The organism is Paenibacillus sp. KS-LC4 (assembly GCF_036894955.1).
Lineage (GTDB): Bacteria > Bacillota > Bacilli > Paenibacillales > Paenibacillaceae > Pristimantibacillus.
The window spans coordinates 1,161,991-1,173,806 of sequence record NZ_CP145905.1 but is presented as its reverse complement, the minus strand read 5'-3'; the positions used below and the strand labels follow the sequence as shown (position 1 = coordinate 1,173,806).

The 11,816-nt window shown below is 48.6% G+C and carries 11 protein-coding genes and 2 CRISPR repeat arrays; of the genes, 1 reads left to right on the top strand and 10 read right to left on the bottom strand.

Annotated elements, in window-relative coordinates:
• Positions 1-23 precede the first annotated feature (23 nt).
• From V5J77_RS04985 to V5J77_RS04970, 4 genes are all read right to left on the bottom strand, one after another.
• The gene (locus V5J77_RS04985; protein WP_338554687.1) at positions 24-566 is read right to left on the bottom strand and encodes a histidine phosphatase family protein; all 543 of its coding nucleotides are present in this window, start codon (positions 564-566) and stop codon (positions 24-26) included.
• Positions 567-609: 43 nt separating this feature from the next.
• On the bottom strand, positions 610-1,278 hold the full coding sequence (locus V5J77_RS04980; RefSeq protein ID WP_338554686.1) for a DUF4085 family protein: 669 nt from the start codon (positions 1,276-1,278) through the stop codon (positions 610-612).
• A gap of 33 nt (positions 1,279-1,311) precedes the next feature.
• Positions 1,312-2,347: direct repeats of the CRISPR family, unit length 32 nt; unit sequence GTTTCAATCCACGCACTCCATACGGAGTGCGA.
• Between the two features lie 202 nt (positions 2,348-2,549).
• Entirely contained in the window at positions 2,550-3,362 is an 813-nt protein-coding gene (locus tag V5J77_RS04975) for an AAC(3) family N-acetyltransferase (protein ID WP_338554685.1), read from the bottom strand.
• Between the two features lie 17 nt (positions 3,363-3,379).
• Positions 3,380-4,129: a class I SAM-dependent methyltransferase gene (locus tag V5J77_RS04970; RefSeq protein ID WP_338554684.1), complete on the bottom strand. Its 750-nt coding sequence runs from the start codon at positions 4,127-4,129 to the stop codon at positions 3,380-3,382.
• Between the two features lie 170 nt (positions 4,130-4,299).
• On the opposite strand from V5J77_RS04970, the gene V5J77_RS04965 reads away from it, so the two are divergent.
• Positions 4,300-4,569 (top strand): hypothetical protein, encoded by a 270-nt coding sequence (locus V5J77_RS04965; protein ID WP_338554683.1) that lies wholly within the window; start codon positions 4,300-4,302, stop codon positions 4,567-4,569.
• Positions 4,570-4,840: 271 nt separating this feature from the next.
• Positions 4,841-6,019: direct repeats of the CRISPR family, unit length 33 nt; unit sequence GTTTCAATCCACGCACTCCATACGGAGTGCGAC.
• A 205-nt stretch (positions 6,020-6,224) separates the two neighbouring features.
• Here the strand turns inward: V5J77_RS04965 and cas2 are convergent.
• From cas2 to cas5c, 6 genes are all read right to left on the bottom strand, one after another.
• Positions 6,225-6,515, bottom strand: coding sequence for a CRISPR-associated endonuclease Cas2 (gene cas2 / locus V5J77_RS04960; protein WP_056034675.1), 291 nt, complete (start codon positions 6,513-6,515; stop codon positions 6,225-6,227).
• Between the two features lie 8 nt (positions 6,516-6,523).
• Positions 6,524-7,555, bottom strand: coding sequence for a type I-C CRISPR-associated endonuclease Cas1c (gene cas1c / locus V5J77_RS04955; protein WP_338554682.1), 1,032 nt, complete (start codon positions 7,553-7,555; stop codon positions 6,524-6,526).
• Positions 7,552-8,211, bottom strand: a complete 660-nt coding sequence (gene cas4 / locus V5J77_RS04950) for a CRISPR-associated protein Cas4 (RefSeq protein ID WP_338554681.1) — start codon at positions 8,209-8,211, stop codon at positions 7,552-7,554. Before cas4 ends, cas1c begins: the two co-directional genes overlap by 4 nt.
• On the bottom strand, positions 8,198-9,079 hold the full coding sequence (gene cas7c, locus V5J77_RS04945; protein WP_338554680.1) for a type I-C CRISPR-associated protein Cas7/Csd2: 882 nt from the start codon (positions 9,077-9,079) through the stop codon (positions 8,198-8,200). Before cas7c ends, cas4 begins: the two co-directional genes overlap by 14 nt.
• Positions 9,080-9,144: 65 nt before the next feature.
• Complete coding sequence (cas8c, locus tag V5J77_RS04940) at positions 9,145-11,085, bottom strand: type I-C CRISPR-associated protein Cas8c/Csd1 (protein WP_338554679.1); 1,941 nt, start codon at positions 11,083-11,085, stop codon at positions 9,145-9,147.
• Positions 11,082-11,804, bottom strand: a complete 723-nt coding sequence (cas5c, locus tag V5J77_RS04935) for a type I-C CRISPR-associated protein Cas5c (protein ID WP_338554677.1) — start codon at positions 11,802-11,804, stop codon at positions 11,082-11,084. Before cas5c ends, cas8c begins: the two co-directional genes overlap by 4 nt.
• Positions 11,805-11,816: the final 12 nt, after the last annotated feature.

The following is an 11,816-nucleotide window of genomic DNA, read 5'->3' as shown; positions in this document are numbered from 1 at the left end:
GAAACAGCCCTGAGCTTGTCTTGTTATGGCTTCCAAATTCGCTTGAAGCTGGACGCCTCATCAGTGAAGGATAGCTCGTAAATGTCGGGATTAGAAAGCGCTTCCCATTCATGAAATCCGACTGCCTGATCCAGATGCTTGAGCAGCAGCGAAATGAGGTTGCCATGTGAGACGATTACGGTATTTTTCCAGCCGCTGTTCAGTGCCTCATTCATGACTTGAACGGCACGGCTGGTAGCGGTATGGCTCGACTCCCCGCCCTCATAGCATAAATCCATTTCCTCATAGGTACGGCGAAGCATTTCGCGCCAGTTGGGATGATTTTGCCCCGATAAAATGCGCTCGGTTAACCGCTCATCCCGCTTAATGGGCAGGCCAGTGGCGTCAGCTAATGGAGAAATCGTTCGGTAAGCTCGCTCATAGGGGCTCGATATGATTCCGTCTATCCGCTTGTTCGCCAAAAATACAGCTAATTGCTGCGCTTGCTCTATCCCCGCTTCGGTTAATGGAGCGTCAGGCTCCTGGCCCTCTGCTTGGCAATGACGGACGAGATATATCGTGCTCATGCGCTCACGATCCTTTTTTGGGAAATTATATAGGCTCTCTTAACTATTGGCTGGGCAGCTCGCCTAATCCTTCAATTTCTACATCGACAGCGGAAATAATGAAAGCTTCTAGTGAATCCAGCAGCACTCTGAGCTCAAAGCCCCCGTCAATCGTGTAGATTTCATCGTACAGCCACCATGTATTTTCAGGAAGATTCGGAAGCTCCAGTTGCTTGACTCCGTGAAACGTAATTTTAATATCCGTAAAATAATAATAAGAGCCGCGACAGTCCAAATATATAATAAATGTTGCTTCATCAGGACGATCATAAGAGGTGAATTTGGCATCGTGAAGGGTATTTTCGAATAGCTTGATCGCATTAGGCGGAAGCTCGTTTCGAATCGATTTATAATAGCGGTTATATGTCTCGGCCACTTTACGCATACGATCATCATAGTCTTGCTTCCACTGCTTCGCCATCTCCTTCAATTCAGGAGGCGGGTAGATCGTGTTCAACGTGCCATCGTGTATGTAGGGGTGAAAAGCTTCTGGGAGGTATTTTAGCAGATGTTCTTTCTTTTCTTCTAACAATTCGCGCTGCGATTGTATCGGGTCCTTGCCTTCTGAGCAGAAATAGGCGAGGTACTCCTCCCACTCCACTTCTGTCTCATAGATGCACATTATCCCGGCAATCTGCATTTCTTCATACCATTCTCTTGTGCAATATTTCATGGATCTCCTCCTTATATGCTTGTGAGTGTTGTGGTTTTGATTGTCGCACTCCAAACGGAGTGCGACATATCTGTCCAGTTCTCGGCACTCTTGTATAACGTTTCAATCCACGCACTCCATACGGAGTGCGACCTGAGCGTAATGATCGTAACGCTAGTTATGACCGTGTTTCAATCCACGCACTCCATACGGAGTGCGACCGAATTCCACTGAACACGCTCGGATAACGGCGCAGTTTCAATCCACGCACTCCATACGGAGTGCGACGCCGATCGGAACAGATCCTGCTTCTCTATTAGGGGTTTCAATCCACGCACTCCATACGGAGTGCGACATATTTGTTGAGAAATATGTCCATCCCAACTGGGTTTCAATCCACGCACTCCATACGGAGTGCGACCAATTGTAACGCCGCGAGAAGCAATTGGTGAATACGTTTCAATCCACGCACTCCATACGGAGTGCGACCAGCAGCGTTTCCAGTTCTTCATAAGATTCAGTGCGTTTCAATCCACGCACTCCATACGGAGTGCGACCTAACACCAAGAGTGCTATTGTTAACGCAGCTATGTTTCAATCCACGCACTCCATACGGAGTGCGACGTTAGTACCCACATAGCTGCCCCACGTAACAGGGTTTCAATCCACGCACTCCATACGGAGTGCGACAAAGAAGGATTCCAGTGAGTGGATACACAAACCAGTTTCAATCCACGCACTCCATACGGAGTGCGACCGTATGTGCCAGTATGATAGTTTATAGCCCGTGAGTTTCAATCCACGCACTCCATACGGAGTGCGACACGGATTTCCCATAGTTGCATGTCCGTTGCCGATTTGTTTCAATCCACGCACTCCATACGGAGTGCGACCGCTGCTTTTTAGCACCTGTAGTATTTGCATCAGTTTCAATCCACGCACTCCATACGGAGTGCGAAGGCTATGCAGCAATGGTGGAAAGTAGCCGATGAGTTTCAATCCACGCACTCCATACGGAGTGCGAACAATCAGGCTCGGAGCTGTCGGCTCCGTCTGTGTTTCAATCCACGCACTCCATACGGAGTGCGAAGCAAAAATACATATAATTGATTCCATCATGGCATCAATTGCATATATTTTCAAGATCATCCATACAAACAAAGTCTAAATAAAATATTGACTTTTTCCCCGACCCTTGTTTTTCGTCATGATTCGACAAATTTTGAGGTGCGAATCCCCTAGGGTTTTTATGGGAGCTTCCGATTCGCACCTAAATCGGCATAACCTTTTTTTCACTCCAAAGGACGATGGATCATCAGCCACTGCTTGGCGAAATCGACCGCCTCTTTCAGATCAAAAAGCCGGGACTCGGCGCTGCCTACCGCACCTTTTTGCACAGAGCCTTCTTGATCATAGCACTGCCCAATCCGGCCAAAATCCTCCGAGTCATAAGCGAAATCCGTAAACCATTTCCATACTCGCTCGTCCCCTTCATATATAGCTGTTCCCATCCGCTTAGTCGGCAGACGCTCACTCATCGCTTCAGCCAGATGAAAGCTCGTACAGGATTCATACCCCGTCCCCAGCATCAGCACCTTGGCGCCCAAACCATACAACTTCCCGAGTGGTGACGCCATGCCGAATTGCGGGCTTAGCATATGCTCGGATGTAATGAGTTCCGCATACTTGCCATTGGCGCAAAAAGAAACCTGCGGATGCGTTGAGCGCACCGTCGCCGGAAACGTTCGGAAAAGCTCCGCAATACGTCCCATTCCCCGCGTAGGGGATAAAGCCGGATCGAAAGCCGGAAGCTCCCGATAAATCGTCTCATACCACTCCTCTGGAACCGGAGGATTCCCCCATTCGGCGGGATCACTCCAATCCCCCGTTTGCGCAGGCATAATTAACGTGCCCTCGTCCCCGACCGCCTGCATAAGCGCCTGCACCATAGCCTGCGGCCCGCCGCATACCCAGCCCAAGCGAGACAGGGAGGCGTGCACTAGCACCGCATCGCCCTCTCGAACGCCTAATCTTCGCAAATCCTTCACGATGTTGTTAATCGTAATCGGTCTTTTCTGACTGTTAATCAGCTGCTGTTCTCTCACATTTGTTCCCCCTGCTTCTACCTTTGTGCCTTAATCATAAACCGCTCTGCGCTCGTCTTGATGCCTCTTTCCGACTTATTATCCTGAATGAAGGCTTCTAATCGCTCAAAATCCTCCGGCTGCTGCCCAAAATTCGGAATAATCGGCGTATGCTTAAGCAGAAAAATCAAATCCTCCGCCGTCTCATAAAACTCCGCGACATTCCACTCCATAACCTCAATCTTCGTAAAGCCAGCTTCCGTCAGCTTCGCTATATACCGCTCCTTGAGCGAGCCTGGCTTCTCCCCGTAGGCTTGCCCTCTTCCGAACGCCTGCTTGAGATTCAGCTTATCGTTCTCGCTCACTTGCTGCGTCAGGAAGATGCCGCCATGCTCCAGCACCCGGGCTACCTCCTGTGCATGGAAGGCCGAATGCCTACAGGAAACGATTTGAAAGAAGCGGTCTGGAAAATCCAGTTTGTCCGCATTCATTGGCAGTACGCGAACGTTGCTGCGTTCGGCTATCGTAATATTTTTCATAGCGGTATTGACCATGCTTGTAGATAAATCAATGCCCACCAGCAGCAAAGCACAATCCGCAATGGATAAAATAGCTTCCCCGCCGCCCGTGCCAATATCGAGCAGCAGGTCAGATTTTCGGCTAAGCTTGACGACCTCCTGATACAAGTCCCACTCCGCTTCCTCCGAAATGCACTTCAGCCTGCTGAAATCCCAGCCGTTGCTTGCTCCAACCTCATTATAAAAAGCCTCGTAGTCGATTTGATTCATTATGATTCAGCCTTTCCTTAAAAATCCACAATATCCCGTGCGAGTATAATCGTCTAAAAGACAGCCGTTTTGTAAATTGTAACATTTTAGGGGACGTTTTCGTAATAAAGTGTATATAAAATGCTGTTGCTCGCTTTTGCAGGCTAATCCTTGTAACGGGGGAAATTGCGATGAGAAACGAAAAATGGGTTATTGTGCTGTCGCTATTTTTGATTTTTTTCGGCTTAAGCGCCATTCTTTTTGGCTATTGGGAAGCCTTGCAGCCAAGAACGGGTCCTGTCGGAAACGGAGCCACATTGCCATCCTTTATTCAAATACTCCCCTCTATTCTAGCCATCGTGACGGGTGTTCTGAATCTAGCCCATTTCGTCTATGTCCGCAGAAAGAACTATTACAACAACAAAGACAATCAAGAAAATTCGGATAAGAACTCCTCGTAGAAAAAGATATACAGACGAGCGTCTTTCTGGCCTCCTACTTTGAAGGCTGCTTAGGTGATGAAAGTGTTTTTGAAGAAAACAATCATAATAAATGAGTAGATAAGATTATTGGAAAATAGGCTGCTTCCCCGTAGATAATACGATGCGGAAGCAGCCTATTTTTTCATTTTAAACGAATGTGCTTGTAGTAACCTCGATCAGGAATCATGCTGACTGTGTTTTAATTCACTACCGCGTGCGAAGTGCGACCGCAAGCAAATCACCACTAGAAGTTTCAATCCACGCACTCCATACGGAGTGCGACATTTCCTTAGCCAAACAAAGCGCGGGACCTGCTGTTTCAATCCACGCACTCCATACGGAGTGCGACAAGTACCAAATATCTCTAATGTCTCAATAGCAAGTTTCAATCCACGCACTCCATACGGAGTGCGACAAATGACAGGAGGATCACAAAATTTTGAGACAAGTTTCAATCCACGCACTCCATACGGAGTGCGACGCAGCCACAAAAGCAAAGATCAGACTCACATTGGCGTTTCAATCCACGCACTCCATACGGAGTGCGACCTTCCATTCTGTCGTGTCATCTTGCGACACCCATAGTTTCAATCCACGCACTCCATACGGAGTGCGACTATTCCTTCGCAGGCTTGGGCACATCGTTTATATAGTTTCAATCCACGCACTCCATACGGAGTGCGACTGAATAGCGTGAAGGCATTCGTTATCGACATTGACTCGTTTCAATCCACGCACTCCATACGGAGTGCGACCACGCATAATTCGGTGCTTGAGCAGCTGCGTGACGTTTCAATCCACGCACTCCATACGGAGTGCGACACCCTATTAAGAATTGGAGTGTTTACCATGTTGGATGTTTCAATCCACGCACTCCATACGGAGTGCGACTATAGCAGCGCTACAAATGGAGCAAGGTCAATTAGTTTCAATCCACGCACTCCATACGGAGTGCGACTGGCAGCTACATTGGCAATCAGCTGACCGATTATCCGTTTCAATCCACGCACTCCATACGGAGTGCGACAGCGAATCAAGTATGGAAATGTATCATGTTACGGTTTCAATCCACGCACTCCATACGGAGTGCGACGTCAACGAGCCATTAACAATCCAAACATCCAAAATGTTTCAATCCACGCACTCCATACGGAGTGCGACCAGAAGCCGCGCTGCAGGCGCGGCAGGAGCAAATCGTTTCAATCCACGCACTCCATACGGAGTGCGACATTGATGAGTTTGTTCGTCCTAAGTGGGCTTTGGCGTTTCAATCCACGCACTCCATACGGAGTGCGACAGATGGTACGTTGTATATAGCTGGCTCTGTGGTGTTTCAATCCACGCACTCCATACGGAGTGCGACATCATAGGCATCTATTGCAGCATCACGTTTAGCGTTTCAATCCACGCACTCCATACGGAGTGCGACAGCGAAAATACAAGTGATTGATCCCATCATGGCATCAATCACCCCATTTTTCAATAAATATAATACTAAAAAAATCTGGGTCAAACCTTGACTTTTCATGAAGCGACTCAAATTCGACATTTTTCTACAATTTCTGAGGTGCGAATCCCCTAGGGTTTTTATGGGAGCTTCACATTCGCACCAAGAATCCGCAAAAAATTTTTGTTTATAGAATGAGCGGAGCTTCCATATCATAGGCTTCTTTTGCACCGATGTGCTCTACCTTGCTTTTGTGATTATCACCCAAATTGTAGAAGCGCAGGCTATCCGTCTGCTTATCAATGAGCTCCTCCAATTCATACTTCAGTTGGCGAAACTTCGTCGCATCTACAATACATTCAAATACGGAGTTCTGCACCCGCTGCCCGTAATTCAGACAGGTTTTCGCTACTCGGGAGAGCCTTCTACGCCCTTCCTTGCTTGATGTACTCACATCATACGTTATTAATACGAGCATATGAACACCTACTTCCAGAAAAATGGCGGATACTCGTCCAAATCACCACGAATATGCCTCGCAAGCAATAAGGCCTGGGCGTAAGGAACAAGGCCCCAAGCTATTTTTTCGTTCAAATAAGGGTGCATAATTTTCTCTTGCTTGCGTTCATGCCATGCCTTGAGCACCGCTTTCCTCGTGTCATCGTCCATAATGACGGAGCCATTTTCTTTTTTCACGAAGCCGCTGTCGTTAACGACCTTCTTGTTAATGAGGTACAGCACCATTCGGTCAGCATATACGCTCCGCAGTTCCTCCATCATATCCAGCGCAAGCGACGCTCGCCCCGGGCGATCCCGATGCAGAAAGCCGACGTAAGCGTCCAGTCCTACAGACTCTAGCGCGGCTGTCACATCTTTCGCAAGCAGAGAATAAGTGAAAGAAAGCAGCGCATTGACATTGTCCAGCGGAGGCCGCTTATTGCGCCCATGGAAAAAAAACTGCTCCTTTTGCTGCAAAATCAACTGGTCAAACACCGAGTTGTATTGCACAGCGGCCGACCCTTCCAGCCCGCGCAAAATATCCAGTTGCTCCACGCCGCGAATCAGCTTCATCGTCTCTGATAGCGAAGCGCTGACCTGCTTCATTCGCTCGGTATCTATACGGAGGGCATGATCCCGCAAGGCTCGTTCAACTACCCACTTGCTGTTATACACCTTTCCCAAAATCATATTTCGGGCAAAAATAGCGCTGCGCCGCTCATCATCGGAAATACGGTACTGCTCCTTGCGCAGTACAACATTCCCTTTATCCTCACCGACGACCCGTGCCAAAAATCGACCATTGCGAGTCATGAAGGTCAGTCCGATGTTATTTTCTGCGCATTTCCCCATAAGAGCAGGACTGACCCCCGCATAACCAAAGGTACAGACTCCCTCCAAATTATGCAGCGGATAACGTCCGGCAATTTCATCGTCACGCTTTATAACAATATTCTCGCCATCGAGCGATAAATACGTATCCGGCATTGTTACAAACAGAGTATTCAGCAGCTTTTTCATTCGGATAACCTGCTTTCAATAAAGCTTGAAACGGATTTTCGCTCCAGCATTTCCGGCAAACAAACGACATTCAAAGAGCAGCTCTGACAATGTGGCCCCGTCTTCGCCCGTGGTGTATGGTTCCGCTCATAGTAGTGGCGCATTTCTTCCAAGCTTTGCTTGACCTTGGCTTTATCCGCTTCGGAGACGGGCACCTCCACGCGATGCTTGATTTCATCATAATAGAGATAGCCCACCTTCAGCTCACACATTAACATCTCTTCTAGACACATGAGCTGAGCGACTAATTGCGAGCGGTCGGAATCATTCCGCTTCGGCTTGCCGCGTTTGTATTCCACGGGGTACGGAACGTAAAGCCCTTCCTCACCCGCCAGTGGAACTCCTGAGCTGTCTCGCACAAACTCTACGACATCGCATATGCCGGAAATGCCGAGCCGCCGCGACTGTACGGGAAGCGCACGGACAATGAGCTTGTCCCCGCGTTTCTCCCGCAGCATGGGCTGATCGGCTTTACGATGCAAATGCGCCCCTTCAACGGTGCGGACGTTTTCCTCCCATTGCTGCTCAATATGGATTAGCGCCCATTGCCTACGGCAAAAGTTGAAATGCTGAATGCCAGAAAGCATTAAAAAATCTTCTTCATTATCGTCCCACATATCTTAGAGGCTCCAAGCCCTCAAGCGGCTCAATTGTCCAAGTGTAGTCGTCGATGGATTTCCCTTCGACTACGTCATCGTTCAATTTGATTTTCAAGGAGCGATGCACCTTCGCTGAGGAATATTGCCCAAGCTTGGACTGATGCTTCCACCAGAAAACATTATGGACTTCCATGCTGCCGTCCGGGCGCGCGGATGAGGTGTCATTTTCAAAAAGAGAAATAAGCGCTTCTCTAATCTTCTCCGCATCGTCCTTCGTAAAGCCTGTTTTCTCCGCCAATTGTGTATTGATGCTGCCATAAACAACATAGACGCCAAAATCTACTCTATGCTTCATGCCCATCGTGTCTGAGCCCTTCTTGTTCGGGTCCTTACCCGTCACCGAGTTTACACTTTTCGTAATTTGCGTGCTTGTAATGGCTATCGGCTCGACGCTAAGCGCTGTATGAATCGAGACAGGCCCGCGAACGCCTACAGATACTCCCGAGGACGCATCCGTCCCGCCGCTAAAAGCAAACACCTGGCCGAAGCTGCGCACATCCATCCACGACTTGCAGGCCGCCTGTGCGTACAGCTCATTGTTTTGCTTTTTCCCCTTGGCAAACTCTTGAACATCGGCATTCGCATCTACACGCTCTTTAATGCTGCGGTATCCATCGTCACGACGCTCATCCGACTGCACGAGAATCGCTTCTCCCATGTCTTGCAGCCTGTTGCGGATTTTGCGTTTTAGGCACACATCAGAAATCTCGCCAAGTCCTTCATAGGTTTGCCTTGGACGATTGCCATTCAATGGATCGCCATTCGGATTGGCATTTCGGACGGACAAAATAACGGCAAAATCAATTTTATGGTCAAGTACGCTCATTTTAATCTCTCCCTAATAGGTTTATTTAGTAGACTTTTAGATTGCTAGACTATTGCTAGACTTGGCTATTCCTCTGTATCGTCCTGCTCGCTGTCTTGATTGTTATCTTGCTCGCTATCTTGCCCCTGCGTCGTGTCGCCTTTATCTTTTTTCGTATACAGATCATGACGCTGGCTGTAGAAACCAAGCAGATACAGTCCGCTAAGCGGAGCATCCGTAAAATCCTCAGTCTTCAGCATCGAGCCCACCTCATCAAGCAGACCATTATAATATCTCGCATCCGTCCCCATCCGCGCCTGATAGGGCTGTAGATTGGATTGAATAATACGCCATGTGCGTCCCGGACGCTGGGCAAAAGCGTTCATATATCGGATTGCATTCGTTGCCCGTCTCTCTTCTCTACCTAATGCACGTCTCTCCAGCACGTCGGCAATCGCCAGCATTCTGCCGAATAGATAGCTTCGGTCCTCCAATTGTTTATTCAGGCTCACTCGGAAGCCCTCCTTCTCTTTTGTTTTGTTGACCAGCGCACAGGCGATGCTTAGCGTTTTCTCCCATTCCCATGGCTCCATGCCTACCGGATTGGAAGCTCGACTAATCGCACTGCGAACAATATCTATCGGAATTGCACGACCATCTACGATGCAGGGCAGCATTCGCTCCAGCAGCCCTTTCACCACCTTGTCACTTGCACGCGGCCCGTAAGCGGCAAAAGCAATATCCTTTGTCGCTGGCGCACCTGTAAAAGCTACATACTTGTCATTTTCGTTTTTGCGATACCTATGGCGCCAAAAGCAGGTTTCATGCCAATGCTGCAATTGATTCATGAACAGCTCGCGGTTCATATCGCGGTAATACACAATGGACAGCCGTCCTGGGGTTGCCGCATCAAGCGTCATAATAACGACATTCGATTTATATTCGCCATCGTAACGGTAGCCGCTGAGCGCTTTTCTTACCTCAAGAGCATGCTCCCGATGCGAAATATCTCCAGCGGACGAATCGTCCTCTTCCTCCTTCAAATAGTCGAATAAATCCTCCGCAGGATCTGGCACCTCAAGCCGATCTGTTCCCCATACGAGAAACACTTTGCCGTCGAGGGTGAAGGACTGCCGATCAATTAGCCATTTCAGCGCATTATGCGCCTTCTGCGATACCTCGTAGCTGACGGAGGCCGCATCCCGACCCGTCCGAAACCGACCGCGAAACGTGAAGCCGCTTGAGTCATTGGCTGAAATCAGCTTCGTTTTATCACCAGAGTTGCGAATACGCGAAGCATGCTTGTCCGCAAAGGGAAGCTGCTCGCCCGTTACATAACATAAATCCTTCTCTGCAAGCTGCTCATTATAAAAATCAATAAAGGACTGCTGAACCTCCCGATCCCGCCATAGCCTTGGCTCGGTATCTCCCGGAATGTATACGGCGAATCGCACAAAAGCCGAGCTTTGATCAGAGGCAATCACTTTGAAAATGTCTGGCTTCTCCTTGCTCTCGTCGCCTTCCTCCTGCACCCATTTATCCAGCAGCTTGCGTTGCCTGTCTGTCCATAGCACCTTATACTCTACTAAATCTGCTATCAGCGTGCCTTTCTGCAAATATTGATAGACACTTTCCACCTTGCGATTGGAATAAGCCGATGTACACCATGCGCGCAGCTGCTCCAAATAATCTGCATGTGGCGTATGCTTCTTCACCTCGCCAACATATTGCTCATAGTCGCCAGCAACATACATAAGCTTATCGAACAAAGGATAGGGAACGGGTGCGCTTGTCCGGCTAGCCGCAGCCTCGGTGCAAGGAATGATTGTGCTTCCTTCTTCCTTCTCAATTACCTTCGCTCTTAGAAATACGCCCTTCCCGTTCAAAATCACCTCAATATGCGCACTTTGTGTCGTATGTGAAATCGGAATGAGTGCATATTCACGGCCATTTCTTTTTTTCTCAAAATTCCCTATCGCTTCCGTATGGTTATCGTAGGTTTTGCTTAAATTTGCGAGCCAGCTCATGCCTTCTCCCCCTCTGCAAATAGCTGTTCATGCAGGTGGTCGACAGACTCCATATTTTCGGAGCCGAAAGCTTTGGCAGCACCTTCGCCTGTTTTGCGAGTCAGTACACAAGCTTCTGGGCGAATGAAGCGGATAATGCCGCGCTCCATTTTGACTGGCCACAGTCTTGTTTCCCGCTCCGGCCTGCCTGTTTCATCCGGGTAGCTGATGCCATGAACCATGTGACCGAAGTCTACCTCTGGCACCTCATCATAAAAGCCCTTGCCTTCGTTAAAATCGCAAGGCTCCACATAGCCCTGGCATTCACGCGTCCCGAGAAAAATATCTCTGCGCCCTCCCGCCTGAACCGAACGTTTGGCGATATTGTGATGCTTATGCTCGTTGCGGTCATAGACGAGATCCTCCCGATGAGGATTAAAATCAAAATAGGCGCGAACCCGATACTTCACATCCTTCAAATAGGTATAATAGGCAAGCGTATTGCCGCCATTATATTCAATAGGACGAATGCCCTTGGACTCCGTCTGAATGACGTTCATGATTCGAACCTCGTCGATGTACCAAATAATTGTAGGCTTCCAATATATAGATTCCACAATTCCTTTCAGAGCTTGATAAGTAGGAACCTGATAGCTGAACTTCTCTCCTCCGATTTTGGTCAACGGGTCTGTGAAAAGAGCGTACTTGCCGGATACTTCGAATTCGATTTGGTTGCGCATCTTGTTCTCCTT